23 protein-coding genes and 1 pseudogene are annotated in these 25,904 nt (G+C 69.6%); 17 read left to right on the forward strand and 7 right to left on the reverse strand.

Translation table 11 applies throughout. The features are described 5' to 3' along the window. Window positions 1-11: 11 nt before the first annotated feature. From AC4GYY_RS09065 to AC4GYY_RS09075, 3 genes are read right to left on the reverse strand one after another with little or no spacing between them, the layout of a single operon-like run. On the reverse strand, window positions 12-470 hold the full coding sequence (locus AC4GYY_RS09065; RefSeq protein WP_491119941.1) for a YbgC/FadM family acyl-CoA thioesterase: 459 nt from the start codon (window positions 468-470) through the stop codon (window positions 12-14). Between the two features lie 44 nt (window positions 471-514). Continuing rightward, window positions 515-1,276 (reverse strand): LytR/AlgR family response regulator transcription factor, encoded by a 762-nt coding sequence (locus AC4GYY_RS09070; protein ID WP_491119942.1) that lies wholly within the window; start codon window positions 1,274-1,276, stop codon window positions 515-517. After that, window positions 1,273-5,412 (reverse strand): GAF domain-containing sensor histidine kinase, encoded by a 4,140-nt coding sequence (locus AC4GYY_RS09075; protein ID WP_491119943.1) that lies wholly within the window; start codon window positions 5,410-5,412, stop codon window positions 1,273-1,275. The genes AC4GYY_RS09070 and AC4GYY_RS09075 overlap by 4 nt, the downstream gene beginning before the upstream one ends. Before the next feature lie 117 nt (window positions 5,413-5,529). On the opposite strand from AC4GYY_RS09075, the gene AC4GYY_RS09080 reads away from it, so the two are divergent. The 3 genes from AC4GYY_RS09080 to AC4GYY_RS09090 are packed head-to-tail and all read left to right on the forward strand — an operon-like array spanning window position 5,530 to window position 7,792. Continuing rightward, on the forward strand, window positions 5,530-6,936 hold the full coding sequence (locus AC4GYY_RS09080) for a UdgX family uracil-DNA binding protein (protein WP_491119944.1): 1,407 nt from the start codon (window positions 5,530-5,532) through the stop codon (window positions 6,934-6,936). Window positions 6,937-6,974: 38 nt separating this feature from the next. Beyond that, window positions 6,975-7,406 carry a PaaI family thioesterase gene (locus tag AC4GYY_RS09085; protein ID WP_491119945.1) on the forward strand — a complete coding sequence of 144 codons (432 nt, stop codon included), beginning with the start codon at window positions 6,975-6,977 and terminating at the stop codon, window positions 7,404-7,406. Between the two features lie 5 nt (window positions 7,407-7,411). Further along, complete coding sequence (locus tag AC4GYY_RS09090; RefSeq protein ID WP_491120245.1) at window positions 7,412-7,792, forward strand: PaaI family thioesterase; 381 nt, start codon at window positions 7,412-7,414, stop codon at window positions 7,790-7,792. Between the two features lie 55 nt (window positions 7,793-7,847). Here AC4GYY_RS09090 and AC4GYY_RS09095 read toward each other — a convergent pair whose 3' ends face one another. Continuing rightward, window positions 7,848-9,089: a PQQ-dependent sugar dehydrogenase gene (locus tag AC4GYY_RS09095; protein WP_491119946.1), complete on the reverse strand. Its 1,242-nt coding sequence runs from the start codon at window positions 9,087-9,089 to the stop codon at window positions 7,848-7,850. Window positions 9,090-9,245: 156 nt separating this feature from the next. Between AC4GYY_RS09095 and rimP the strand changes: the two genes are divergently transcribed. From rimP to purT, 14 genes and pseudogenes are all read left to right on the forward strand, one after another. After that, the gene (rimP, locus tag AC4GYY_RS09100) at window positions 9,246-9,800 is read left to right on the forward strand and encodes a ribosome maturation protein RimP (protein ID WP_491119947.1); all 555 of its coding nucleotides are present in this window, start codon (window positions 9,246-9,248) and stop codon (window positions 9,798-9,800) included. Continuing rightward, the gene (gene nusA / locus AC4GYY_RS09105) at window positions 9,800-11,455 is read left to right on the forward strand and encodes a transcription termination factor NusA (RefSeq protein WP_491119948.1); all 1,656 of its coding nucleotides are present in this window, start codon (window positions 9,800-9,802) and stop codon (window positions 11,453-11,455) included. Before rimP ends, nusA begins: the two co-directional genes overlap by 1 nt. Beyond that, window positions 11,455-11,691 (forward strand): tautomerase family protein, encoded by a 237-nt coding sequence (locus AC4GYY_RS09110; RefSeq protein ID WP_491119949.1) that lies wholly within the window; start codon window positions 11,455-11,457, stop codon window positions 11,689-11,691. Before nusA ends, AC4GYY_RS09110 begins: the two co-directional genes overlap by 1 nt. Beyond that, the gene (locus tag AC4GYY_RS09115; RefSeq protein WP_491119950.1) at window positions 11,672-12,403 is read left to right on the forward strand and encodes a DUF448 domain-containing protein; all 732 of its coding nucleotides are present in this window, start codon (window positions 11,672-11,674) and stop codon (window positions 12,401-12,403) included. The genes AC4GYY_RS09110 and AC4GYY_RS09115 overlap by 20 nt, the downstream gene beginning before the upstream one ends. Further along, window positions 12,400-15,195, forward strand: a complete 2,796-nt coding sequence (gene infB, locus AC4GYY_RS09120) for a translation initiation factor IF-2 (RefSeq protein WP_491119951.1) — start codon at window positions 12,400-12,402, stop codon at window positions 15,193-15,195. The genes AC4GYY_RS09115 and infB overlap by 4 nt, the downstream gene beginning before the upstream one ends. Window positions 15,196-15,507: 312 nt before the next feature. After that, window positions 15,508-15,897: a 30S ribosome-binding factor RbfA gene (gene rbfA / locus AC4GYY_RS09125; RefSeq protein WP_491119952.1), complete on the forward strand. Its 390-nt coding sequence runs from the start codon at window positions 15,508-15,510 to the stop codon at window positions 15,895-15,897. 21 nt (window positions 15,898-15,918) lie between these two features. Continuing rightward, window positions 15,919-16,179 (forward strand): AbrB/MazE/SpoVT family DNA-binding domain-containing protein, encoded by a 261-nt coding sequence (locus AC4GYY_RS09130; protein WP_491119953.1) that lies wholly within the window; start codon window positions 15,919-15,921, stop codon window positions 16,177-16,179. Beyond that, window positions 16,176-16,568: a type II toxin-antitoxin system VapC family toxin gene (locus AC4GYY_RS09135; protein WP_491119954.1), complete on the forward strand. Its 393-nt coding sequence runs from the start codon at window positions 16,176-16,178 to the stop codon at window positions 16,566-16,568. Before AC4GYY_RS09130 ends, AC4GYY_RS09135 begins: the two co-directional genes overlap by 4 nt. A 1-nt stretch (window position 16,569) precedes the next feature. Further along, a pseudogene (locus tag AC4GYY_RS09140) lies at window positions 16,570-17,139 on the forward strand (thymidine kinase); the annotation flags it as partial. Window positions 17,140-17,257: 118 nt separating this feature from the next. After that, window positions 17,258-17,947 (forward strand): site-2 protease family protein, encoded by a 690-nt coding sequence (locus tag AC4GYY_RS09145; RefSeq protein WP_491119955.1) that lies wholly within the window; start codon window positions 17,258-17,260, stop codon window positions 17,945-17,947. Further along, complete coding sequence (truB, locus tag AC4GYY_RS09150; RefSeq protein ID WP_491119956.1) at window positions 17,913-18,938, forward strand: tRNA pseudouridine(55) synthase TruB; 1,026 nt, start codon at window positions 17,913-17,915, stop codon at window positions 18,936-18,938. The genes AC4GYY_RS09145 and truB overlap by 35 nt, the downstream gene beginning before the upstream one ends. A 21-nt stretch (window positions 18,939-18,959) precedes the next feature. Then, window positions 18,960-19,229, forward strand: a complete 270-nt coding sequence (rpsO, locus tag AC4GYY_RS09155; RefSeq protein ID WP_491119957.1) for a 30S ribosomal protein S15 — start codon at window positions 18,960-18,962, stop codon at window positions 19,227-19,229. Window positions 19,230-19,384: 155 nt separating this feature from the next. Beyond that, on the forward strand, window positions 19,385-21,736 hold the full coding sequence (gene pnp, locus AC4GYY_RS09160) for a polyribonucleotide nucleotidyltransferase (protein ID WP_491119958.1): 2,352 nt from the start codon (window positions 19,385-19,387) through the stop codon (window positions 21,734-21,736). Window positions 21,737-21,950: 214 nt separating this feature from the next. Next, window positions 21,951-23,135 (forward strand): formate-dependent phosphoribosylglycinamide formyltransferase, encoded by a 1,185-nt coding sequence (gene purT, locus AC4GYY_RS09165; RefSeq protein ID WP_491120247.1) that lies wholly within the window; start codon window positions 21,951-21,953, stop codon window positions 23,133-23,135. A gap of 130 nt (window positions 23,136-23,265) precedes the next feature. On the opposite strand, the gene AC4GYY_RS09170 is transcribed toward purT, so the two are convergent. The 3 genes from AC4GYY_RS09170 to AC4GYY_RS09180 are packed head-to-tail and all read right to left on the reverse strand — an operon-like array spanning window position 23,266 to window position 25,904. Then, entirely contained in the window at window positions 23,266-23,517 is a 252-nt protein-coding gene (locus AC4GYY_RS09170) for an ATP synthase F1 subunit epsilon (RefSeq protein ID WP_491119959.1), read from the reverse strand. Further along, on the reverse strand, window positions 23,517-24,998 hold the full coding sequence (atpD, locus tag AC4GYY_RS09175; RefSeq protein ID WP_491119960.1) for a F0F1 ATP synthase subunit beta: 1,482 nt from the start codon (window positions 24,996-24,998) through the stop codon (window positions 23,517-23,519). Before atpD ends, AC4GYY_RS09170 begins: the two co-directional genes overlap by 1 nt. A 24-nt stretch (window positions 24,999-25,022) precedes the next feature. Next, window positions 25,023-25,904, reverse strand: a complete 882-nt coding sequence (locus tag AC4GYY_RS09180) for a F0F1 ATP synthase subunit gamma (protein WP_491119961.1) — start codon at window positions 25,902-25,904, stop codon at window positions 25,023-25,025.

Below are 25,904 nucleotides of genomic sequence, written 5' to 3' on the forward strand. Positions count from 1 at the left end.
CGTGCCCTCTCTTAGGCGGATGCGGGTTGCGCGACGAGCGAGCGGAAACGCGCCACCCAGTCGGAAGGCTGCCGTCGCGCGCGTCCGGCGGGGGAGACGAGCGCGGCGGTCACTTCCGCCTCGCTCAGAACCTGCTGATCGCGGCTGACTGTCTGCTGAATGACGACGCCCGCGCCGACGCGGAGAACGCGGCTGGCGACGACGAGCGCATCGCCGAGCCGCGCCGGCACGCGGTAGCGGATCCGGAGGTCGGCGACCGCGAACGCACCCTCGCCCGCCTCGAACGCGGCGCGCTGATCGATGCCGGCGAGCGCCAGCATGTCGCTGCGTGCCCGTTCCATCCAGCGCAGGTAATTGGCGTGGTAGACGACGCCCGAAAGATCGGTGTCCTCGAAATAGACGCGGACCGGGAAGACATGGACCACCCCGTCGAAGCGGCCTTCCGCCGGCAGGATGCGCGCGTCTTCCATCGTCGGACGCGCGTTAACCGAACTGGCGACTCGGGGAAACCCGTTCAGCGCCCGAGACGGTGCCGGATCTCCGCGATATACGCTGGCCCCACCCGGACGCTGGCGCCCGACGTGAGCACCAGCACCGTGTGCCGCCCGATCTGGTTGATCTCGGCGACGGCGTCGAGCCGGACGAACGACGAGCGGTGGACACGGATCATGGTCGCCGGGTCGAGCCGCTCCTCCAGCGTCTGCATCGTCACCCGGATCATATGGCTACGCTCGGCGGTGTGGAGCAGCGCATAGTCCTTCGCGGCTTCGATCCACTCGATCATGTCCACCGGCAGGCGGATCTGCCCGCGCCCGGTCGGCACCCAGATCTCGCGGTGATAGTCGCCCTCCGCGCTCGGTGCTGGCGCGACCGGCGTGGACGGGGGCGCGGCGTCGCCGGAGGCCTCCAGCCGCCGCAGGACCGCGCGGATGCGGGCGAGCAGCTCGCGCGGCTCGAACGGCTTCATCAGATAATCGTCCGCGCCCAGCTCCAGCCCGACGACGCGGTCGACCACGTCGCGTCGGGCGGTCAGCATCACGATGCCGATCGGCGCGCCGCTCGCGCGCAGGCGACGGGCGATCGAGAACCCGTCCTCAACCGGCATCGTCACGTCGAGCACGACGAGCTGTGCCGGCTTCGCCGCGAGCACGGCGTCGAGCTCTGCGCCCCCGCCCGCCTCGGACACGTCGAGGCCCTGCTCGCTCAGATAGGCCGCGGTCGGCTCGCGCAGGTCCTCCTCGTCGTCGACCACGACGATATGCGGCGTCTTCGTCATGCCCCCTCCATCCGCCGCACGAAGTCCCTCACAGCTTGCGGCGTGAACGGCTTTTCCAGCACCGGACGCTTCACCTCGGCAAGGAAATTCGCGGCGGTGGCCCCCAATGTGTCGCCGGTCGCGAAGGCGAGACGGTCGGCCAGGTCGGGGCGATGCCCGCCGATCCAGGCGTGGAGCTGCGGACCGTCGACGCCCGGCATCCTGATGTCGCTGACGACGAGATCGTAGGCCTCCCCCGTCTCGAGCCTGGCGATCGCCGCCGCGCCGCCCATGGCGACGTGGCATGCGAAGCCCTCGATCGTGAGGAAGTCGGCGAGCGCCTCGGCGATCTCGGGCTCGTCGTCGACGACCAGCGCGAGGCGCTCGACGGGCGCGGCCGCATCGGCGACGGGTTCGGACGCAACCGGGGGAAGCGTCCGGTCGCGCTCGACCGGCAGCGTCGCGCGGAACACCGCGCCCTTCTTGGACGGGACCAGCGCCAGCCGTCCGCCGTGCGCCTCGACCAGGCCTTGCGAGAAGGACAGGCCGACGCCGGTGCCCTGCCCCTGCGGCTTGGTGGTGAAGAACGGCTCGAAGATGCGCCGGCGAGCGTCCTCGGGAACGCCGGGGCCGGTGTCGGCGACCTCGAAGATCACCGTTCCCGGCTCCGGCCCCGACGCGGTCCGGACGGTGATCCGGCCACCGCGACGCACCGCGTCGCCGGCGTCGACCATCGCCTGCTGCGCATTGACGACGAGGTTCACGATGACCTGATGGAGCTGGTCGGCATCCGCCGAGATCCGCGGCAGGTCCTCGGCAAGCTGGAGTTCGACCGCGATGCCGTCGGCGCGCACGCCGTAGCTGGTCAGCTCGACCGCCGCGGCGGCGATCTGGTTCAGCTCGACGGGCTTGCGCTCGGGCCGCTTCTGCCGGGCCATCGCCAGGAAGGTCTGGACGATGCGCGCGCAGCGATCGGCGGCCTTCCTCACCTTCGCCGCGCGCTCGGCGAGCGGCGAGCCCGCGGTCTGGCGCTCGAGCATCACCGACTGGGCGACGACGATCGACAGCGGATTGTTGAGCTCGTGGCTGACGCCCGCCAGCAGCGAGCCGAGCGCCGACAGTTTCTCCGTCTGGAACAGCGACGCGCGCGATTGCTCCAGCGCCGCCTCGGTCCGCCGCCGCTCGGTCACGTCGATGACGAAGCCGCCGAGACGCCCGATCCGGCCATCGTAGCCCGGAACCGCGAAGCGGACCGACAGCGCATGCGCGTAGCGCTCGCGCCCGGGGATCTCGAGTTCGACCGCATGGACCCCGCCGTCGAGTGCTGCGTGGTCGAGCCGGGTGACCTCGGCGGCGACCGGCGCGGGCATGAAGTCGTGCGTGGTCCGGCCGAGCGCGTCGCTCGTCGTCTCGCAGCCGAGCACCACCGCCATCTCGCGGTTGACCCGGACGTAGCGGCCGGCGGTGTCCTTCAGGTACATCGCGATCGGCGCATTCTCCATGAACGCGGCGAGGAGGGCTTCGCTTTCGTTCAGTCGCTCCTCCGACCGCCGCCGTTCGAGCAGCGACCAGGTTCGCTCGGCGAGGTCGGCGAACAGCTGGACGTCGCTCGGCCGCCAGCGCCGTGCCTCGGTCTGCTGGACCGACAGGTTGGCGATCACCTTGCCGCCGCGCACCATCGCCAGCGTCAGCAGCGCGCCGACGCCGATGCCCTTGTAGAGCGGGCGGTGCTCGTCGGCGATGCGCGGGTCGCCCGCCATGTCCTCGACGACGAACGGCGTCCCGCTCTCCAGTGCGCCGCGCACGCTCGGACCCAGGAAATCGAGCGGGAAATCGGCGCCGAGCACGCTCGGCCCGCCCGCTTTCCACTCGTGGAGGACATGCAGCACCTCGCCGTCCTCGCCGGTCTCCGCGTAATTGATCCGGGAGGCGCCCAGCGCCGCGCCGAGGTGATCGAGCGTCGCGGTCAGCATTCCCCAGGCGGTGCGCTCGTCGCGCATCCGGTCGGTCCAGGCGATCAGCTGCGCCTGGTGCCGCTCGCGCTCCTTGAGCGCCGCTTCGGCGCGGACGCGCTCCATCTGCGTCCACATGCGGTCGGCGACGTCGCGGACCAGCGCCACCTCCTGCTCGGTCCAGCGGCGCGGCGTCTTCGAATCGATCGCGAGGATCGCCTGCACCTCGCCGCCGCGCGACAGCGGCACCGAGACGCGGGCGGCGACCTCCGCGCGCGCGAAGCCCGAGAGCGCGGCGGGGGAGAAGCGCGGGTCTCCGGCCATGTCGGGGACGACGAGCGGCGCGCCCGCCAGATAGGTCCGCCGCACCTCGTCGCTGAGGTTGGAGGAAGGATAGACCAGCCCGTTCACCGAAACCGTATGGTGGCGCGCCTCGGCGACGATCCGGTAACTGCCGCCATCGAGCTGGATGTCCGAATGGCACGCGCGCGACGCCGACAGATGCTCGCGCAGCCGCGCCAGCGTCGTCTCGACGATCGCCTCGGGCGTCCCGAGCACGCGGACCTCGTCGCTCCACGAGAGGAGAAACGTCTGGTCGCGCTCGCGCGCGGCGAGCGCGGCGACGGCGCGGGCGCGCTCGGTCAGCCCCCATGTCCGGTCGGCGATGTCGCGGAGCAGCTGGCATTCGAACGGATGCCAGCGGCGCCGCGCGGCGTCCTGCACCGACAGGAAGCCGCGGACGCGCCCGCCGCCCATCATCGGCGCGGCGAGGAACGACGCCGCCTCGACCGCAAGATAACGGTCGCGCGTCGCTTCGTCGAACCGCGGGTCGCCCGTCACGTCCTCGACCACGACGAGTGCGCCGTCCAGATAGGCGTCGTGCACCCCCTCGCTGACGGCGGCGCGATCGTGCGCGAGGTGGCCGTCGCGAAACCATTCCTGGCGGACCGAAATGCGCGCGGTCGCGCGGTCTCCCTCGATCTCGGCGAAGTTCGCGCGCGAGGTGCCGAGATAGCCGCCGAGCCGCGCGAGCGTGAAGGCGACGATCGCCTCGTCGCCCTCGATATCGCGCACCCCGTCGGACCAGTCGAGCAGGAACGCCTGATGTCGCTCGCGCGCCTGGAGCGCCTCGCGCGCCTCGGCCTTTTCGATGATGGTCCACATCCGCGCGGCGATCTCGCGCAGCAGCTGCTCCTCGCCCGCGGTCCACGTGCGCGGCAGCCGCTGGGTGACCGACAATACGGCCCGCAGCTTGCCGCCCGCGATCAGCGGCATCGACAGATCGGCGGCGAGCCCGATCGCACGCGCGAACCCGCGCAGCTTCTCCGACAGGCGGGGATCGGCGCTCGCGTCGTCGAAACGGACCATCCGCCCGGCGCGGAAGTCGGCGGCGATCGTCGGCCCCAGCCGGTCGAGCGTGTAGGCGAGGCCAAGCGTCGGTTCGCCGTCGACATGCGCCTCCGCGACGATCCGCAGCGAGGCGCCGGTCTCGTCGGCGACCGCATAACCGGATCGCGAGACCCCGAAATGCCGGGCCAGGCGCTCGACGGTCAGCCGGGCGATCGCCGCGGCATCGGCTTCGTGGCGGACGCGGTCGGTCCAGTCGATCAGGAAGGTCTGGTGGCGGTCGCGCTCGCTCATCGCCGCCTCGCTCTCGCGCAGGCGGGCGATGACGCGGCTGTGCTCGAGCGCGCTCCAGGTCCGCGCGGCGGCGTGTTCGACCAGCGCGATCTCGTCGGCGCGCCAGACGCGCCGCTCGCGGTGGGTGGCGGAAAAGAGCGCGACCAGCTCGCCGTCGCGCAGCAGCGGGACGGAGATGCACGCAGCGCACGCGGTCTCCTCCATCATCGCGCGCTCGGCCGCGACGAGATCCATCGCGCCGACATCCGCGACCGCGACTGTCCGCCCGCGGGCATAGTCGCGGACGAACGCCGACCGGCGATGGAGCGGGTGGCGGCCGATCATCGACGCGACCCCGTCGGTCCATTCGGCCGGTATGACGATCACGTCCTCGCCCGGCTCGATCTCGCCATAGGCGACGCGGGACACGCCCAGGTGCCGCCCGATGATCTGCGCGACCGTGCGCAGGATCTCGGTCGGCTCGGGCGCCCCGGCGAGGCTTTCCGACAACCGCAACTTCACCGCCTCGGTGGCGGCGGCCGGACTAAGCGAGAGGGATCGGGCGGCGCCGTCGGAGGAGCTCATCTCCCGATCCTATCAGCACCGCGGCAGGGACGAGAGGGGCGCCGCGTCCGCTTCGTCGCCCATTCGTCGCCAAGGCCCACGCGCAACCGGACGCGGGGTTCGCCGGTTGTCGTCTCCGTGCGCGTCGTCACCCTGCCCGCTCCCGACGATTTCGACGCCTGGCGCGACGCCGCGCGCGGACTGATCGCATCGGGCGAGCGGTCCGAGGACGTCGTCTGGCAGGTCGGCGACGAGGCGACCGATCTCTTCGCCGTCGATGCCGAACCTCGCCACGATCCCACGGGTGCGCCGCTCAAGGTCAGCCGCGTCTTCCTCGACCTCGCCCGGAACGCGATCCTCCACCGCGATCAGGAGCGGTTCGCGCTGCTCTATACGATGCTGTCGCGGCTGCGCACCGCGCCCAAGCTCGCCGAGGATCACGCCGATCCGCTGGTCCGGCGGCTGGAACATCTCGCCAAGGAGGTGCGCCGCGACATCCACAAGATGCGCGCCTTCCTGCGCTTTCGCGAAGTCGCCGACGAAGCGGGCTCGCGCTACGTCGCCTGGTTCGAGCCCGAGCACCATATCGTCCGCGCCAATGCCGCCTTCTTCGTCAACCGCTTCGCGTCGATGCGCTGGTCGATCCTGACGCCGGAGACTTCGCTGCACTGGGACGGCGCGGCGTTGCGCGAAGGGCCTGGAGCGGCGAAAGCCGACGCCCCCGACGGCGATCCGACCGAGGAGGTGTGGAAGACCTATTACGCCAGCATCTTCAACCCCGCGCGCGTCAAGATCGGGGCGATGCTGAAGGAGATGCCGCGCAAATATTGGAAGAACATGCCCGAGACCGCGCTCGTCCCGGCGCTGATCGCGGGCGCGCAGGCACGGGAGAGCGGGATGATCGAGACGGCGCGCGCGACGGGGGGCGGCAACAGCCAGGCGGCATGGGAGGCGCTGCGCTCGGAGGCGATGGCCTGCACCCGCTGTCACCTCCACAAGCACGCGACCCAGACGGTGTTCGGCGAAGGTCCAATCGATGCGACGATGGTGTTCGTCGGCGAGCAGCCCGGCGACCAGGAGGACCTGGCCGGGCATCCGTTCGTCGGGCCTGCCGGGCAGGTGTTCAACCGCGCGCTCGAGACCGCCGGCATCACGCGCGCCGAAACGTACGTCACGAACGCGGTCAAGCATTTCAAGTTCGAGGCGCGGGGGCGCCGCCGCATCCACGCCAAGCCCGATACGGGCGAGATCGAGGCCTGCCGTTGGTGGATCGAGCAGGAGCGGATGCTGCTCCGCCCCAAGGTGACGGTGGCGCTCGGCGCGACCGCGGCGCGCAGCCTGTTCGGCAAGACGATGACGATCAGCCGCGAACGCGGGCGGGGACAGCGCCTGCCGGACGCCGATGGGCTCGGGGGCGGCGAGGCGTGGATCACCGTCCACCCGAGCTACCTCCTGCGCCTCCCCGACGAGGCGGCGAAGCGCACCGAGTTCGATCGGTTCGTCGCCGACCTGAAGCTGGCGCACGCGGCCGCGCTCGCCGGCTGACGCTTGCCTCGCACCGGCCCGGCTGTAGAGCCGCGGGAGTGGACATCACCAAACTTCCGGTCGCCGGGCTCGGCAAGATCACGTTCGGCGGACACGGCGGGCGGATCGGCATCGCGTACCGCGCGCACGGTCCCGATTGGGTCGAGATGACCCTGCCCTACCACCCCGATCTGATCGGCGACCCCGATTCGGGAGTGCTCGCCTCCGGCCCGATCGTCGCCTTGATGGACATGGCCACCAGTCTCGCGATCTGGGTCAGGCGCGGGCATTTCGTGCCGCATGCGACGCTCGACCTGCGCGTCGACTATCTGCGCGCGGCGACGCCCGGACGCGACGTGATCGGGCGCGGCGAATGTTATGCCATCAAGCGCGCGATCAGCTTTATCCGCGGCGTCGCGCACGACGGCGATCCCGACGATCCGATCGCGCACGTCGCGGGCACCTACATGAACCTGGACGCTCAGCCGTGACCGACGTGACGCTGCCGCCCTACGCCGATCTGCTGGGTGCGACGCTCGAATGGGAGGACGGCAAGCCGGTGCTGGTAATGCCCTTCGGCGACGACGTGCTGGGGCGCCCCGGCTTCGTCCACGGCGGCGCGCTCGCCGGGTTGCTCGAGGTCGCGGCGATCGCGGCGCTGCGCCATGCCCTGGAGTCGGAAGGCGGCGGCCGGATCAAGCCGGTCAACGTCACGGTCGACTTCATGCGCGGCGGGCGGGAGAAGCCGACACGCGCTGCCGGCGTCGTCACCCGACTCGGCACCCGCGTCGCCAACGTCGAAGCGGCCGCGTGGCAGGACGACCGCGCGAAGCCGATCGCGGCGGCGCGGATGAACTATCTGATCTCGCGCGACTGATCCGACCGATGCCGGCGCCGGCGTCATCCGCGCATCCCGCGGATCGCTGCCGGACCTATTTGGGAGACAGGCGCAGCAGCGGCGCGCCCGCGCCGTCGCCGATCAGCCACACCGATCCGTCGGGCGCCTGCGCCACGTCGCGCAGCCGCGTCCCCATGTCCCACTGGTCCGCCTTCGCCGCCTGGTCGCCGGCCAACGCGATCCGGATCAGCGCCTGCGCGCCGAGTCCGGCAACCAGCAGCGAGCCCTTCCAGTCGCCGAACATCGCGCCGCGATACACCGCGATCCCGCCCGGCGAGATCGAAGGGTTCCACCACACCTTCGGCGCCTCGAAGCCGTCGCCCTTCTTGTGATCGGGGATCGGCACGCCGTCGTAATTGTCGCCGTTGGAGGCGAGCGGCCATCCGTAGTTCCTGCCCTTCTTGATCAGGTTGATCTCGTCGCCGCCCTGCGGCCCCATCTCGGCCTCCCAGAGGCGCCCGCCGTCATCGAAGGCGAGACCGTAGGGGTTCCGGTGGCCGGTGCTCCACGTCTCGGCGGGCGTGGTGTTCGGACGGCGCGCGGGGACCCGCCTACCGGGCGCGGTCTTCGCCTCCTCGCTGTCGCGGGGCGGATCGGTGACGATGATCCACTTCTTGCCGACCGTGCCGAAGCCCGGATTGCCCGGCCAGGGCGCGCCGTCGAGCGTCAGGTGCAGGACCTTGCCGAGCGCCTGATCGGGGTCCTGCGCGGGCGTGAAGCGCTGGCGCTCGCCCGAGGACAGGTAGAGCGAGCGGCCGTCGGGATCGAACGCGATCGCCGCACCGAACTGGCCGCCCGCGCCGTCGGACCCCGCGCGCCACAGCACCTCCACCCCGGTGAGCTTCGCGGTGCCGCCGGTCTCCTCCAGCCGCCCGCGCCCGACTGCCAGGCTGCTGCCGTCCGATCGCGGCTCGGCGTAGCTCCAGTAGATCAGCTTGTTCCTGGCGAAATCGGGTGCGGGCGCGACGTCGAGCAGCCCGCCCTGACCGCCGAACGCAACCGCGGGGACGCCCGCGACATCGGTCACCTTGCCGTCGGCGGCGCGCAGCTTGATGTGGCCCGCCTTCTCGCTCACCAGCAATCGCCCGTCGGGAAGGAAGGCGAGCGCGAACGGCGACTCGAACCGTCCGATCGTCTCGACCTTGAACGGCGGAGTCGAATCGGGGGTCGCCGCGCCGGTGCGCGTCGGTTCCTGCGACGAGGATCGCGCTTGCGGTTGGGTCTGCGCGGAGCAGGCGATAGGCAGCAAGGCGGCGGCGGCGAGAAAGCGGATCATCACCGTCGAACGGACCGGTTCGGACTTGGTTGCGCCCGCGCTTGTGCAGGCGTCGAAATTGGCCTATATCGCCTCTGCATTCTCTTACATCGCCAGGTGAAAGAGGCTGCGGGGCCTGCCCCGCGGCGCGCATCGTCATATTCGGAACGCGAGCTCTTGACCGACCTTCCCCTCCTCACCCGTCTGATCGAACCCGAGGCCGCCGCGCTCGGCTTCGATCTCGTGCGCGTGAAGCTGTTCGGGCGCGGCGACGAGCGTACGCTCCAGGTGATGGCCGAGCGCCCCGACACCCGCCAGCTGACGATCGACGATTGCGCCGAGCTGTCGCGCCGCGTGTCGGACCTGCTCGACACGCATGATCCGATCGACGAAGCGTACCGGCTAGAGGTGTCCTCGCCCGGAATCGACCGACCGCTGACCCGCCTCAGGGATTACACCGACTGGCAGGGCCACGAGGCGCGGATCACGCTGACGGAGAAGCAGGACGGACAGCGCACCTTCAAGGGCGATCTCGCCGGAGTGGCGGGCGATTCGGTGCTGATCCGCTCGGCGCAGGGGACCGTCGCGACGCTGCCGTTCGCGGCGATCGACGACGCCAAGCTGGTCTTCACCGACCGGCTGCTCGCCGCCACCGCGCCGCTCGTGACCGAGGGCGCCGAAGATTTCGAAGACGAACAGGCCGAAGACGCCGAACAAGAGGAACTGAACTGATGGCCTCCACCGCCGCCGGCGTCGCCACCGCCAACCGGGCCGAGCTGATCGCGATCGCCAATTCGGTCGCGACCGAGAAGATGATCGACCGCGCGATCGTGATCGAAGCGATGGAGGACGCGATCCAGCGCGCCGCCAAGAACCGGTACGGCAGCGAGAACGACATCCGCGCGAAGCTCGACGCGACGACGGGCGACCTGCGGCTGTGGCGGGTGGTCGAGGTCGTCGAGGCGGTCGACAATTACTTCACCCAGGTCGACGTCGCCCAGGCCGAGAAGCTCCAGCCCGGCGCGGCGGTCGGCGACTATATCGTCGATCCGCTCCCCCCGATCGAGTTCGGGCGCATCCAGGCCCAGGCGTCGAAGCAGATCATCTTCCAGAAGGTCCGCGACGCCGAGCGGGAGCGCCAGTATGAGGAGTTCAAGGATCGCGCGGGCGAGATCATCACCGGCGTTGTCAAGCGCGTCGAGTTCGGCCACGTCGTCGTCGACCTGGGCCGCGCCGAGGGCGTGATCCGCCGTGACGCGCAGATCCCGCGCGAGGTGGTCCGCGTGAACGACCGCATCCGCAGCCTGATCCTCAAGGTCGTGCGCGAGAACCGCGGGCCGCAGATCTTCCTCAGCCGCGCGCATCCCGACTTCATGAAGCGGCTGTTCGCGCAGGAAGTCCCCGAGATCTACGACGGCATCATCGAGATCAAGGCGGCGGCGCGCGACCCCGGCAGCCGCGCCAAGATCGGCGTCATCTCGCACGATTCGAGCATCGACCCGGTCGGCGCCTGCGTCGGCATGAAGGGCAGCCGCGTCCAGGCGGTCGTCCAGGAGATGCAGGGCGAGAAGATCGACATCATCCCCTGGTCGCCCGACACCGCGACCTTCGTCGTCAACGCGCTCCAGCCGGCGAACGTCGCGCGCGTCGTGATCGACGAGGAAGAGGACCGGATCGAGGTCGTCGTTCCCGATGATCAGCTGAGCCTCGCGATCGGCCGCCGCGGCCAGAACGTCCGCCTCGCGTCGCAACTGACCGGCAAGGCGATCGACATCCTGACCGAGCAGGACGCCTCGGAGAAGCGCCAGAAGGAATTCACCGAGCGCACCGAGATGTTCCAGACCGAGCTGGACGTCGACGAGACGCTCGCGCAGCTGCTGGTCGCCGAGGGCTTCGGCGAGCTGGAGGAGGTCGGTTACGTCGAGCTGGACGAACTCGCCGGGATCGAAGGGTTCGACGAGGATCTCGCGCAGGAACTTCAGTCGCGCGCGCTCGAGGCGCTCGATCGTCGCGAGCAGGCGAACCGCGAGGAGCGTCAGCGCCTGGGCGTCGAGGACGCGCTCGCCGACCTGCCGTATCTGACCGAGGCGATGCTGGTCACGCTGGGCAAGGCAGGGATTAAGACGCTCGACGACCTCGCCGATCTCGCGACCGACGAGCTGATCGAGAAGAAGCGCGCCGAGCCCCGTCGTCGCGGCGAGGACACTGCGCCGCGCCGCGACACCCGGACGGAGAACAAGGGCGGCGTACTCGGCGCCTTCGGCCTCTCCGAGGAGCAGGGCAACGAGATCATCATGGCCGCGCGCGCGCACTGGTTCGAGGACGACGGCGCCGCGTCCGAGCCTGCCGGGGACGCGACCGCGGGCGAGGAGGCGTCTGAGGCCTGATGCCGTTCGTCTCGATCCGACTGGCGGGCTCCGCCACCAAGGCGCAGAAGGCGAGCGTGGTGGCGGACGTCACCGCGTCGCTCGTCACGCGGCTGGGCAAGAACCCGGCCGCGGTCCAGATCGTGATCGAAGAGGTCAGCCCCGAGAATTACGGGGCCGCCGGCATCCTCATCGCCGACCGCGCCGCCCCGACGCTCAACCCGAGGGAGGACGCACATGCGGAACCCTCGCAATGAGACCGTAGCCGACCCGACCCGATCCTGCATCCTGTCCCGCGACCGCGCGCCGCGCGCGGCACTGGTCCGGCTCGCGCTCGCCCCCGACGGGCAGGTGCTGCCGGACGTGCGCGCCAAGGCTCCCGGGCGCGGCGCGTGGATCGGGGTCACCCGCGCCGAGCTGGAGATCGCGATCGCCAAGGGGCGGCTGAAGGGCCAGCTCGCGCGCGCGTTCAAGATCGGCGCGTTCACCATCGCCGACGATCTGCCCGCACGGCTCGAGGCCGCGCTCGAACGCAACGCGCTCGACCGGCTGGGGCTGGAAGCGCGGAGCGGCACCGTCCTGACCGGCAGCGAGCGGATCGAGGACGCCGCGCGCAAGGGGCAGCTCCGCGCGCTCTATCACGCCGCCGACGCCTCGCCCGACGGCGCGCGTAAGCTCGCCCAGGCGTGGCGCGTCGGCTCGGATCGCGACGGATCGGATCTGAAGGGGTTGGCGCTCCCGGTCGCCCGCCCCATATTGTCGATGGCGTTGGGCCGCGAAAACGTGGTACACATCGGCGTCACCGACACAGCGGCGGCCGCACGCCTGGGCGAAGCCCTGACGCGGTGGCTGCACTATACCGGCCCCGACCTGATCCCGGCACCTTGCGGAACGGCCCCGCAAGGCGCATCGGCGCCCGGATTTCTTCCGGACGCATCTGGCCGTGACGAACACGAGGACGTTGAGTGAGCGAGACCGATAACGACAAGCCGAAGCTCGGGATGCGCGCGCCATTGGGGGTGAAGCGCACCGTCGAGACCGGCAAGGTGAAGCAGAGCTTCAGCCACGGCCGTAGCAATACGGTGGTGGTCGAGGTGAAGCGTCGCCGCGTGCTCGGTCCGCAGGGGGCGGCGCCGGAACAGCCCGCTCCCGAGCCGACGCCGGCACCGGCGCCCGTCGCGCGCGTCGCCGACACGCCGCCGCGGCCCGCGGCGGGCGTCTCGCACCAGCTCTCCCCGCAGGAGCGCCAGGCCAAGCTGCTGCGCGAGGCCGAGGCGCAGCGGATGCGCGCGCTCGAGGATGCGCGCCACCGCGAGGACGCCGAGCGCGCCCGCGCCGCCGAAGAGGCGGTCGAGACCGCGCGCCGCCGTGCCGAGGAACAGCGCGCCGCCGCCGAAGCGCCCGTCGCTGCGCAGACGCCTGCTCCGGCCGCGACCCCCGCGGCCGCAGCCCAGCCGCACGTCGAGCCGGTGGCAACGCCCGCCGCCCGATCCGAGGCGGCCGCCGCCCCGGCTCCGGCGGAGACGGCTCCGGCCGCGCCCGCCGCATCCACGCCCGCCGTGCGTGCGGCGCCCGCGCCCGAGCCGCGTCAGCCGGTAGCGCCGCCCGCGCCGCCGCGACCGATGGTGCTCGCGCCCGATCCCTCGATGCCCGCGCCGCGCCGGTTCCAGCCGGTCGCGCGTCCGGAGATCCCGCGGCCGCAGCTCAAGCCCGAGCCCAAGCCCGCCGAGGCGGCTCCCGCCACGGCGCAGGCGAATGCGGGGTCGCAGACCCCGGGTCAGCCGCGCGCACTGCCGAGCGGTCAGGCGACTCCGCGCAACGCGCCGCCGTCGCGGCCGACCCCGCGCGACCGCAAGGCCGACGAGCGTCGCGGCGGCAAGCTGACGGTCAATCGCGCGCTCAACGAGGACGGCAGCGCCCGCGCCCGCTCGCTCGCCGCGCTCAAGCGCGCGCGCGAGAAGGAGAAGCGCGGCTTCGGCGGGCTGCGCGAGCCGCAGGCCAAGCAGATCCGCGACGTCCAGGTGCCGGAGGCGATCACCGTCCAGGAGCTGGCGAACCGCATGGCGGAGCGCGGCGCCGATCTGGTCAAGGCGCTGTTCAAGATGGGCTCGCCCGTCACGATGACGCAGACGATCGACCAGGACACGGCCGAGCTGCTGGTGACCGAGTTCGGCCACAACATCGTCCGCGTCTCCGATTCGGACATCGACCTGGCGTTCGACACCGCGCCCGACGACGAGGCCGATCTGAAGCCGCGGCCGCCGGTGGTGACGATCATGGGCCATGTCGATCACGGCAAGACCTCGCTGCTCGACGCGCTGCGCGGCACCGACGTGGTGCGCGGCGAGGCGGGCGGGATCACCCAGCACATCGGCGCCTATCAGGTGACGCTCAAGGACAAGTCGAAGATCACCTTCCTCGACACGCCCGGCCACGAGGCGTTCACCGCGATGCGCGCGCGCGGCGCGGACGTGACCGACATCGTGGTGCTGGTGGTCGCCGCCGACGACGGGCTGATGCCGCAGACGATCGAGGCGATCAACCACACCAAGGCGGCGGGCAAGCCGATGATCGTCGCGATCAACAAGGTCGACAAGCACGACGCCAATCCGCAGCGCGTGCGCGAGCGCCTGCTCAGCGAGGACATCCAGGTCGAGAGCATGGGCGGCGAGGTCCAGGACGTCGAGGTCTCCGCGCTCAAGAAGACCGGGCTCGACGAGCTGATCGAGAAGATCCAGCTTCAGGCCGAGCTGATGGAGCTCCGCGCCAACCCCGACCGCGAGGCCGAGGGCAGCGTGATCGAGGCGAGCCTGGACAAGGGCCGCGGCCCGGTCGCGACGGTGCTCGTCACCCGCGGCACGCTTAAGGTCGGCGACATCTTCGTCGTCGGTGCGGAGAGCGGCAAGGTCCGCGCCTTGGTCGACGACAAGGGGCGTCAGATGAAGCAGGCGGGGCCGTCGATGCCGGTCGAGGTGCTCGGCATTTCGGGCACACCGTCCGCGGGCGACCAGCTCCAGGTCGTCGAGGACGAGGCGCGGGCGCGCGAGGTCGCCGAATATCGCCAAGGCGTGCTCACCCAGAAGCGCACCACGACCGCCCCGGCGAGCCTCGAGAGCATGTTCTCCGCGCTGGCGGCGAACAAGGCGATCGAATATCCGCTCGTGGTCAAGGCCGACACGCAAGGGTCGGTCGAGGCGATCGTCGCGTCGATCAACAAGATCTCGACCGATCTCATCAAGGCGCGGGTGCTGCACTCGGGCGTCGGCGGGATCACCGAGAGCGACGTGACGCTCGCGGGGGCGTCGGGCGCACCGATCATCGGCTTCCACGTCCGCGCCAACGCCAAGGCGCGCGAGATCGCCGAGCGGCAGAAGGTCGCGCTCAAATATTACGACGTCATCTACGACCTGATCGACGAGATCCGCGCCGGCATGGCGGGCGAACTCGGGCCGGAGGCGTTCGAGACCGTCGTAGGCCGCGCCGAGATCCGCGAGGTCTTCTCCGCGGGCAAGACCGGCAAGGCGGCGGGTCTGCTCGTCACCGAAGGCGTCATCCGCAAGGCGCTCAAGGCGCGCATCACGCGGGCCGATGTCATCATCTACCAGGGCGAGATCGCCTCGCTCCGCCGGTTCAAGGACGACGTGCCTGAGGTTCGCGCGGGTCTGGAGTGCGGCGTGACGTTCACGCAGAACTTCACCGACATCCGCGCGGGTGACTTCCTCGAGACGTTCGAGGTCGAGATGCGTGAGCGGACGCTGTAGCGACTAGGAGAAGGGCCGGTTAATCACCTCCTGCGACTGGCGACCTGCCGGTCGTAAGGAGGTGGCTTTATCGGAGATCAGACGACTGCAGCACTGGCGCTCGGCGTCGCGATGCTTGTCATTGCGATTGTCGGGTTGGTGATCAAGCTCATCGAGCTGGGTCGCCGCTAGGCGAGTGCGGGGCTCGGTGCAGGAACGCCGGGCCCCAAACAGTTTGGGCCCGGGTGCAGGAACACCCGAGCCCAAGAAGTGACGTATCGAAGCGTCAACAACTGCCGTTATTGAATAGCCCGATCGAGCCCGAGTTTCAAGATGCGCGAAACCGCCAACGTCGAACGCTCCGTCCGCACCCTTCGCGTCGGCGAGCAGGTGCGTCACATCCTGTCGGAGGTTCTTCAACGCGGCGACGTTCACGACGAGACGCTGGCGAAGCACATGGTAAGCGTCACCGAGGTGCGGATGTCGCCCGATCTGCGCCACGCCACCGTCTTTGTGAAGCCGCTCCTCGGCAAGGACGAGGAGGCGGTGCTCAAGGCGTTGCGCACCAACACCGCCTTCCTCCAGCGCGAGGTCGCCACCCGCGTGAAGATGAAATATGCGGCAAAGCTCAAGTTCCTCCCCGACGAGAGCTTCGATGAGGGCGAGCATATCGCGGCGCTGCTGCGCCAGCCCACGGTGGCGCGGGACCTTGACGGCGAATGAGGTAAGACGCATCTTACCCGAATGAACGCGATCACGAAGATGTCCGGCAAAGGGCAGGTCGTTGTCCCGAGTGACGTGCGGCAGCGGCTTGGCTGGGGTGCGGGCGATGATCTGGAGGTTGTCGAAGGCTGGGATTTCGTGACTCTTCGGCGACCCCGGTCGAAATCATTAACCGTGGAAGACGCGGTCGCAAAGTTTCGATCGCTGTATCAACATGAGGGACCGCCCATCGCGATCCACCAACTCAGTTGGTCGGCAGATGTAGACGATGACGAGGGGTGAGAGCTGTCGATACCAATGTCCTCGTCAGGCTGCTGCTTGCCGACGAGCCGACCCAGCACGAAGTCGCCAAGGCGATCGTGGGCGATCCCGTCTGGATAACTCCTACCGTTTGGCTCGAACTCGGCTGGGTCCTGGGCAAGAAGCTCAAGCTCGATCGAACCCTGGTCGCGGATTTGCTGCTCGCCCTGCTCTCGATCCAGACCGTGAATACAAGCGATGAAGACGGCCTCCGCTGGGCGATTGGTCGGTTCAGGGAAGGCGCCGATTGGGCTGACGCGACGCACCTCATCATGGCCGGCGGCGTCGCGTCGACGTTCGTGACGTTCGATCGCGAGATCGCCCGCGCGGTCGGGGAAGACACGCCACTCGCGATCGAAACCCTCGCCTGAGATGGCCAAGCTCTACTTCTACTACGCCAGCATGAATGCGGGGAAGTCGACCAACCTGCTCCAGGCGGACTTCAACTATCGCGAGCGCGGCATGGCGACGATGCTGTTCACCGCCGCGGTCGACGATCGCTTCACCCCCGGCACGATCGCCTCGCGGATCGGGCTGACCGCGGACGCGACCATGTTTGACGCGCGGACCGACATCGCCGGCGCGGTGCTCGCGCGAGTCGAACTGATCGACATCGCCTGCGTCTTGGTCGACGAGGCCCAGTTCCTCACCACCGCCCAGGTCGACCAGCTCGCCGCCCTCGCAGACGCGCACGACATCCCGGTCCTCGCTTATGGGCTGCGCACCGATTTCCGCGGGCAACTGTTCGAAGGTTCCGCGCGCCTGCTCGCGCTTGCCGACACCCTCATCGAGATCAAATCGGTGTGCGCGTGCGGGCGCAAGGCGACGATGAACCTGCGCGTCGATGCCGAGGGCAATGCGGTGCGCCAGGGCGCACAGACCGAGATTGGCGGCGACGAACGCTATGTCGCGCTGTGCCGCCGCCACTTCACCGCCGCGATCCAGACCGGACGGGTGACGATCGCGCCGTTCGTGCCGCGGGACGTCGCGCCCGCGCGGGTGTTCCCGCTCCCGTTCGACACCCGTGGCGGGACGCGGAGCTGACGCCTACATCCGCGCCATGACCCCCGACACTATCGTCGCGCGTGCGGCCGTCTACATCGTCCCGCTGGTGATCGCGATCGTGTTCCACGAGGTGGCGCACGGCTGGGTCGCGCGTCTGCTCGGGGATCCGACCGCGCACGAGCGGCGGCGGCTCAGCCTCAACCCGCTGCGCCACGTCGATCCGGTCGGCACCCTGCTGCTCCCGCTCGGGCTGGCGCTCGCGCATCTGCCGGTGTTCGGCTGGGCCAAACCCGTCCCGGTCGACGCCCGCCGGCTGCGGGAGCCGCGGACGGGAATGATGCTGGTGGCCGCCGCCGGCCCCGCGACCAACTTCGCGCTGGCGCTGGTCGCGGCGATCGTGCTGGGGCTGAGCTGGGAGCCGACGGGCGGACAAGGCGCCACCGGCTGGTCCGCGTTCTGGCTGTCCAACGTCACCAACTTCCTGATGATCAACGTCTTCCTGGCGCTGTTCAACCTGCTGCCCTTCCCGCCGTTCGACGGCGGGCATATCGTTCAGGGCCTGCTGCCGCGCCCGCTCGCGATCCGCTGGGCGGGGTTCTCGCGCTATGCGATGCTGGCGGCGATTCTGCTGATCGTGGTGGTGCCGATGATCGCGCCGCAGTGGAACATCGTCGGGCGGGTGGTCGGCCCGATCGCGAACGCGGTCGCCGATGGTTATCTCTCGATCGCCGACGCGATCGCCTGAGGTGCAAGGCTGGATCATCCTCGACAAACCGCTCGCGCTCGGCTCGACCCAGGGCGTCAGCGCGGTCAAGCGGGCCTTGCGCGACGGCGGCTATGCCAAGGCGAAGGTCGGCCACGGCGGCACGCTCGATCCGCTCGCGACGGGCGTGCTGCCGATCGCGCTGGGTGAGGCGACCAAGCTCGCCGGGCGGATGCTCGACAGCGACAAGGTCTATGATTTCACCATCCGCTTCGGCGAGGAGACCGATACGCTGGACGCCGAGGGGACGGTGATCGCGGCCAGCGATGTCCGCCCGACCTCCGCCGAGATCGAGGCGGTGCTGCCGCGCTTCACCGGGCCGATCGAGCAGGTCCCGCCGGCCTATTCGGCGCTCAAGATCGACGGCGAGCGCGCCTACGATCTCGCGCGCGCGGGCGAAGAGGTGGTCCTCGCGACGCGGGCGGTGACCGTGTATTCCCTTCGATCCTCCCCGGCACGGGGAGGTGGCGCCGAAGGCGACGGAGGGGGGCCGCTCCAGGCGACACCGTCCGCAGCGGGCCCCCTCCACCATGCTTCGCACGGTCTCCCTCCCCGTGCCGGGGAGGATCTGTATGAAGCGACCTTCACCGCGCACGTCTCCAAGGGCACCTACATCCGCAGCCTCGCCCGCGACATCGCCCGCGCGCTCGGCACCGTCGGGCACGTCGTCATGCTCCGCCGCACCAAGGCGGGGCCGTTCACGCTCGCCGACGCCATTTCGCTGGACAAACTCGCCGAACTCGCTAAGGCGCGCGAGCTTGAACACGCACTCCTGCCGTTGAGGGCGGGGCTGGACGACATCCCGGCTCTATCCCTCACTCCCGACCAGGCAGGGGCGCTCCGACAGGGGCGCGTTCTGGCCGGGATCGCCGCCGACGATGGCCCTCATTTCGCGCTGCTGGACGACGTTCCGGTTGCCTTGGTGGAGGTTCAGGCCCGCGAGATGCGGGTGGTCCGCGGCTTCAACCTGTGACCCGATGTCGAAGGACCTGAAATGACGATCACCGCCGAACGCAAGACCGAAGTGGTCAAGGACCACGCCCGCCAGGACGGCGACACCGGCTCCCCCGAAGTGCAGGTCGCGATCCTGACCGAGCGGATTCGCAACCTGACCGAGCATTTCAAGGGCCACAAGAAGGACAACCACTCGCGCCGCGGCCTGCTGATGATGGTCAACAAGCGTCGCGCGCTGCTGGATTTCCTCCGCAAGAAGGACGGCGACCGCTATCTCGCCCTCATCGCGAAGCTCGGCCTTCGCAAGTAATTCCGAAGGGCGCCCTCGCGGCGCCCTTCTCGTATCGGCTCGGCTGCAATCCGGCAGAAGGGCACGGGGCGACATCTCGCTCCATCCCGCGCGGGCCGGCTAGCCCGCACCAAGAGGCCCCGCGCGCATCGGGCGCGCGGTCCAAAGGAAATCTCATGTTCGACAAGAAATCAGTCAGCATCCAGTGGGGCGGCCAGACCCTCACGCTGGAAACGGGCAAGGTCGCCCGCCAGGCCGACGGCGCGGTGATCGCGACCCTCGGCGAGACCGTCGTCCTCTGCGCGGTCACCGCCGCCAAGAGCGTCAAGGAAGGGCAGGACTTCTTCCCGCTCACCGTCCATTACCAGGAGAAGTTCTCCTCCTCGGGCCGCATCCCCGGCGGCTTCTTCAAGCGCGAGCGCGGCGCGACCGAGCGCGAGACGCTCGTCAGCCGCCTGATCGATCGCCCGCTGCGCCCGTTGTTCCCGGAAGGGTTCTATAACGAGATCAACTGCATCGCGCAGGTGATGAGCTATGACGGCGAGAACGAGCCCGATCTGCTGGCGATGATCGCCGCCTCGGCCGCGATGACGCTGTCGGGCGTCCCCTTCATGGGCCCGATCGGCGCCGCGCGCGTCGGCTACAAGGACGGCGAGTATCAGCTCAACCCGTCTGACGCCGAAGTCGCCGCCGGCGAGCTCGACCTGATGGTCGCCGCCACCCACGATGCGGTGATGATGGTCGAATCGGAGGCCAAGGAGCTGTCCGAAGACGTCATGCTCGGCGCGGTGATGTTCGCGCACAAGGCCTCGCAGCAGGTGATCGAGGCGATCATCAAGCTCGCCGAGCAGGCCGCCAAGGAGCCGTGGGAGCTCAACACCGGCGCCGATCTGTCGGCGCACAAGGCGAAGCTCAAGGCGCTGATCGGCGCCGACATGGAGGCCGCGTACAAGCTGACCGACAAGCAGGCCCGCCAGACCGCGATCGACGACGCCCGCACCAAGGCGCGCGAGGCGTTCGCGGACCTCAAGGAAAGCAATCCGCAGGAATATCTGGGCACGCTCAAGCTGGTGAAGAAGGTGGAGGCGGAGATCGTCCGCGGCGCCATCCTCAAGACCGGCCGCCGCATCGACGGCCGCGACACCAAGACCGTCCGTCCGATCGAGGCCGAGGTCCACTTCCTGCCGCGCGCGCACGGCTCGGCGCTGTTCACCCGCGGCGAGACCCAGACGATCGCGACGACCACACTCGGCACCCGCGACGCCGAGCAGATGATCGATGGGCTGGGCGGCCTCAGCTACCAGCACTTCATGCTGCACTATAACTTCCCGCCCTATTCGGTCGGCGAAGTCGGCCGCTTCGGGGCGCCGTCGCGTCGCGACATCGGTCACGGCAAGCTCGCCTGGCGCGCGCTCCATGCGGTGCTGCCGACCAAGGAGGAGTTCCCCTACACGATCCGCGTCACCTCCGACATCACGGAGAGCAACGGCTCCTCGTCGATGGCGACCGTCTGCGGCGGCTCGCTGTCGCTGATGGACGCCGGCGTGCCGATCAAGCGCCCCGTCTCGGGCATTGCGATGGGGCTGATCCTAGAGGGCGACAAGTTCGCGGTGCTCAGCGACATCCTCGGCGACGAGGATCACCTGGGCGACATGGACTTCAAGGTGGCCGGGACGAGCGAGGGCATCACCTCGCTCCAGATGGACATCAAGATCGCCGGGATCACCGAGGAGATCATGAAGGTCGCCTTGGCGCAGGCGCATGAGGGCCGTGCGCACATCCTGGGCGAGATGGCCAAGGCGCTCGACCAGACCCGTTCGGAACTGTCGGCGCACGCGCCGCGGATCGAGACCTTCACGATCGACAAGTCGAAGATCCGCGAAGTCATCGGCACCGGCGGCAAGGTGATCCGCGAGATCGTCGCGACGACGGGCGCGAAGGTCGACATCGACGACGAGGGCGTGATCAAGGTCTCCTCGTCCGATCCGGCGCAGATCGACGCGGCGATCGCGTGGATCAAGGGCCTGGTCGAGGAGGCCGAGGTCGGCAAGATCTACGACGGCAAGGTGGTCAACATCGTCGATTTCGGCGCGTTCGTGAACTTCATGGGCGGCAAGGACGGGCTCGTCCACGTCTCCGAGATGAAGAACGAGCGAGTCGAGAAGCCGACCGACGTCGTCTCCGAAGGCCAGGCCGTGAAGGTCAAGGTCCTCGAGATCGATCCGCGCGGCAAGGTCCGCCTGTCGATGCGTGTCGTCGACCAGGAGACCGGCGCCGAGCTGGAGGACAGCCGTCCCCCGCGCCAGCCCCGCGAGGGCGGCGAGCGTGGCGACCGCGGAGATCGCGGCCCGCGCCGTGACGGTGGCGGCGACCGCGGCGGCGACCGCCGTCGCGGCGGCGGCGGCGGCGACCGGGGTCCCCGTGGCGGCAGTGGCGGGGGCGACCGCGGCCCGCGTCGCGAGACCTCGAGCGACGACGGCCCCGCGCCCGAGTTCGCGCCCGCATTCCTGACGGGGGATCGGGACTGATAGCCCTATTCCGTCCGTCCTGAGTAGGGACTGAGCGCAGCGAAGGCCCGTATCGAAGGACCGCCCAACTCAGGTCCTTCGATACGCCACCTCGCATTCGCTCAGCGGCTAATCAGGACGAACGGAAAGAGTAGAAGCTGAACGCACCGGCCCCGGCAGCGATGCCGGGGCCGTTTTCGTTTGCGCTCCGATCGTGCATGGGCGCGCCTCAACCATCGAGAGCGCCGCCATGTCCTTCACCGCCAAGATCCTGCTGCTCGGCTCGGGCGAGTTGGGTCGCGAGTTCACGATCTCGGCCAAGCGGCTCGGCGCGTATGTCGTCGCCTGCGACAGCTATGCGGTTGCGCCGGCGATGCAGGTGGCCGACCAGGCCGAGGTCTTCTCGATGCTCGACGGCGACGCGCTCAGGGCGGTGATCGCGCGCCACGCGCCCGATTTCGTCGTGCCCGAGGTCGAGGCGATCCGCACCGAAGTGCTCGCCGACATCGAGGCGGCGGGAACGACGGTGGTGCCGTCCGCCCGCGCCGCCCAGCTGACGATGAACCGCGACGGCATCCGCGATGTGGCGGCGGACACGCTGGGGCTCGTCACCTCACGCTACCGCTACGCCGAGAGCCTAGCCGAGGCGCGCGCGGCGGCCGCGCACACCGGCTTCCCGTGCGTGGTCAAGCCGGTGATGTCGTCATCCGGCAAGGGCCAGAGCACCGTCCGGAGCGCCGACGAGCTGGACAAGGCCTGGGACTATGCGGTCGCCAACATGCGCGGCGACCGGCGGCGGGTGATCGTCGAGCAGTTCGTCGCCTTCGACTACGAGATCACGCTGCTGACCGTCCGCACCCGCGACGGCGTGGTCTTCTGCCCGCCGATCGGCCACCGGCAGGAGCGCGGCGACTATCGCGAATCGTGGCAGCCCGCGCCGATGTCCGCCGCGGCGCTGTCCTCGGCGCAAGAGATGGCAAGGAAAGTCGTCGACGATCTCGGCGGCTACGGGCTGTTCGGGGTCGAATTTTTCGTCCGGGGCGAGGAGGTGATCTTCTCCGAGCTGTCGCCGCGCCCGCACGACACCGGCATGGTGACGCTCATTTCTCAGAATTTGAGCGAGTTCGACCTGCACGCCCGCGCGATCCTTGGCCTGCCGGTGCCGGAGCCCAGGCTCTACGGGCCGTCGGCGTCGGCGGTGATCCTGGCCGACCGCGACGCGACCGCCTTCCGCTTCGACGGATTGGCGGAGGCGCTGGCGCTGGAGGGCGGCGACATCGACGTCCGCCTCTTCGGCAAGCCCGTGACGCGGCCCTATCGCCGGATGGGGGTGGCGCTCGCGCGAGCGGAGGACGTCGACGAAGCGCGCCGCCTCGCCACGGAGGCGGCCGCGAAGGTGACGATCAGCTATGAGGACTAAGGAAAGCCTTGCCGGCGAAGGCCGAGGTCCAGCATCGATGCTTCACAAAACGGCGCGAGCCGCTCACTGAACGCTCGCCGCTGGGCCCCGGCCTGTGCCGGGGATGCGCAGACCGCTCGCGCGCGCAGCCTCAGCCCGCGTGTTCGGCCAGGACGGTCAGGCCGCTCGCATTGACCTCCGCGAACCCGCCGCGGATCGCGATCGCTTCGGCGGCGGCGCCCGCGGTCCGCTGGACGAGCAACTCGCCATCGCGGATCGTCGACATCACCGGGGCGTGGCCCTCCAGCACCCCGAAGTCCCCTTCGGTCCCGGGAACCGTCACCATATAGACCTGCTCGGAGCGGATCAGCTTCTCCGGCGTGACGAGTTCGAAGTGAAGCATTACGCCTCCTGAGCCATCTTCTCGGCCTTGGCGACCGCCTCGTCGATGCCGCCGACCATGTAGAAGGCGCTCTCCGGCAGGTGGTCGTACTCGCCCGCGACGACGGCCTTGAACGACCGGATCGTGTCTTCGATCTGGACGAACTTGCCGGGGATGCCGGTGAACACTTCCGCGACGTGGAACGGCTGGCTCAGGAAGCGCTGGATCTTGCGCGCGCGGCTGACGGTCAGCTTATCCTCTTCGGACAGCTCGTCCATCCCGAGGATTGCGATGATGTCCTGGAGCGACTTGTAGCGCTGGAGCACCTGCTGGACGGCGCGGGCAGTCTGATAATGCTCCTGACCGACGACACGCGGCTCGAGCACGCGGCTGGTCGAATCGAGCGGGTCGACCGCGGGGTAGATGCCGAGTTCGGAGATCGCGCGGTTGAGCGTCGTGGTCGCGTCCAAGTGGGCGAACGAGGTCGCCGGGGCGGGATCGGTCAGATCGTCCGCGGGGACGTAGATCGCCTGGACCGAGGTGATCGAGCCCTTGTTGGTCGAGGTGATCCGCTCCTGGAGCGCGCCCATGTCGGTCGACAGCGTCGGCTGATAGCCCACCGCCGAGGGAATGCGCCCGAGCAGCGCCGACACTTCCGCGCCCGCCTGGGTGAAGCGAAAGATGTTGTCGACGAAGAACAGCACGTCCTGCCCTTCGACGTCGCGGAAATACTCCGCGATCGTCAGGCCCGACAGCGCCACGCGCGCGCGCGCCCCCGGCGGCTCGTTCATCTGGCCGAACACCAGCGCAACCTTCGAACCCTCGCTCACCGCATTGCCGTCGGCGTCCTTGGCGATGACGCCCGCGTCGAGGAACTCGTGGTAGAGGTCGTTGCCCTCGCGGGTCCGCTCGCCGACGCCCGCGAAGACGCTGACGCCGCCATGGCCCTTGGCGATGTTGTTGATCAGCTCCTGGATCAGCACCGTCTTGCCGACGCCCGCGCCGCCGAACAGCCCGATCTTGCCGCCGCGCGCATAGGGCGCGAGCAGATCGATGACCTTGATGCCGGTGACGAGGATCGCCGCCTCGGTCGACTGATCGACGAACGGCGGCGCCGCGGCGTGGATCGGCGAATGATGATCGGAGTTGACCGGCCCGCGCTCGTCGATCGGCTGGCCGACGACGTTGAGGATGCGGCCGAGCGTCGCCGGGCCGACCGGCACGGTGATCTGCGCGCCGGTGTCGGTGACGGTCTGGCCGCGGGTCAGCCCCTCGGTCGAGTCCATCGCGATCGTGCGGACGGTGTTCTCGCCCAGGTGCTGCGCGACCTCGAGGACGAGCGTGTTGCCGTTGTTGTCGGTCGTCAGCGCGTTGAGGATCGCGGGCAGGCGGCCCTCGTCGAACGACACGTCGACGACGGCGCCGATCACCTGCGCGACCCGGCCGACGTTGTTGCTGCCCGTCGCGGTGGTCGGGCGGAGGTCTTCAGCGGCGGTTGCCATGTTCTGCTTCCTGCTTTGGAGACGTTAGAGCGCTTCGGCACCGGAGATGATCTCGACCAGCTCGGTCGTGATCGCCGCCTGGCGGGCGCGGTTGTATTGGATGGAGAGGCGCTTGATCATGTCGCCGGCGTTGCGGGTCGCGTTGTCCATCGCGGTCATGCGGCTGCCCTGTTCGGACGCCGCGTTCTCCAGCATCGCGCGGAAGATTTGGATCGCGACATTGCGCGGCAGCAGCGCGGCGAGGATGCCCTCCTCGTCGGGTTCGTATTCGACCGCGGCGCCCCCGTCGTTCGCGCTCGCCACCTCGCCCTGCTTCACCGCGACGGGGATGATCTGGATGCCGGTCGGCTCCTGGACCAGCGCCGACTGGAACCTGGCGAAGAACAGGTGCGCGACGTCGAACTCGCCAGCCTCGAACCGGCGGATGAGGTCGTCCGCAACCTCCTGCGCCTGATCGAAGCCGAGCACCTTGTGCTGGCCGAGCTCATGGTCTGCGACCACGCCGTTCGGATAGAAACGCTTGAGAACGCGGCCCTTCTTGCCGGCGAGATAGAAGCGCACGGTCTTGCCGGCGGCCTCCAGCTCCTCGGCCTTGCGACGCGCGGCGCGGACGATGTTGGTGTTGAACGCACCCGCCAGGCCGCGCTCAGAGGTCGCGACGACCAGCAGATGCACCTGATCCTTGCCGGTGCCCGCGAGCAGCCTGGGGGACGATTCGCTGATCGTCACCTTGGACGCGAGCGAGGCCATCACGCCTTCCAGCCGGTCGGCGTAAGGGCGCCCGGCGGTCGCCGCCTCCTGCGCGCGGCGCAGCTTGGCGGCAGCGACCATCTTCATCGCCTTGGTGATCTTCTGCGTCGACTTGACCGAGCCGATGCGGATCTTGAGGGCCTTCAGGGATGCCAT

This window comes from Sphingomonas sp. SP6 (assembly GCF_058313435.1).

Bases quoted from the DNA above. Each gene is read 5' to 3' on its own strand.
- truB (WP_491119956.1), top strand. From the start codon at position 17,913: ATGGTTATCTCTCGATCGCCGACGCGATCGCCTGAGGTGCAAGGCTGG.
- rpsO (WP_491119957.1), top strand. From the start codon at position 18,960: ATGACGATCACCGCCGAACGCAAGACCGAAGTGGTCAAGGACCACGCC.
- AC4GYY_RS09065 (WP_491119941.1), bottom strand. From the start codon at position 470: ATGGAAGACGCGCGCATCCTGCCGGCGGAAGGCCGCTTCGACGGGGTG.
- rbfA (WP_491119952.1), top strand. From the start codon at position 15,508: ATGCGCGAAACCGCCAACGTCGAACGCTCCGTCCGCACCCTTCGCGTC.
- atpD (WP_491119960.1), bottom strand. From the start codon at position 24,998: ATGGCAACCGCCGCTGAAGACCTCCGCCCGACCACCGCGACGGGCAGC.
- AC4GYY_RS09145 (WP_491119955.1), top strand. From the start codon at position 17,258: ATGACCCCCGACACTATCGTCGCGCGTGCGGCCGTCTACATCGTCCCG.
- AC4GYY_RS09095 (WP_491119946.1), bottom strand. From the start codon at position 9,089: ATGATCCGCTTTCTCGCCGCCGCCGCCTTGCTGCCTATCGCCTGCTCC.
- pnp (WP_491119958.1), top strand. From the start codon at position 19,385: ATGTTCGACAAGAAATCAGTCAGCATCCAGTGGGGCGGCCAGACCCTC.
- AC4GYY_RS09115 (WP_491119950.1), top strand. From the start codon at position 11,672: ATGCGGAACCCTCGCAATGAGACCGTAGCCGACCCGACCCGATCCTGC.
- AC4GYY_RS09180 (WP_491119961.1), bottom strand. From the start codon at position 25,904: ATGGCATCCCTGAAGGCCCTCAAGATCCGCATCGGCTCGGTCAAGTCG.
- AC4GYY_RS09075 (WP_491119943.1), bottom strand. From the start codon at position 5,412: ATGAGCTCCTCCGACGGCGCCGCCCGATCCCTCTCGCTTAGTCCGGCC.
- AC4GYY_RS09130 (WP_491119953.1), top strand. From the start codon at position 15,919: ATGAACGCGATCACGAAGATGTCCGGCAAAGGGCAGGTCGTTGTCCCG.
- AC4GYY_RS09110 (WP_491119949.1), top strand. From the start codon at position 11,455: ATGCCGTTCGTCTCGATCCGACTGGCGGGCTCCGCCACCAAGGCGCAG.
- nusA (WP_491119948.1), top strand. From the start codon at position 9,800: ATGGCCTCCACCGCCGCCGGCGTCGCCACCGCCAACCGGGCCGAGCTG.
- AC4GYY_RS09070 (WP_491119942.1), bottom strand. From the start codon at position 1,276: ATGACGAAGACGCCGCATATCGTCGTGGTCGACGACGAGGAGGACCTG.
- AC4GYY_RS09170 (WP_491119959.1), bottom strand. From the start codon at position 23,517: ATGCTTCACTTCGAACTCGTCACGCCGGAGAAGCTGATCCGCTCCGAG.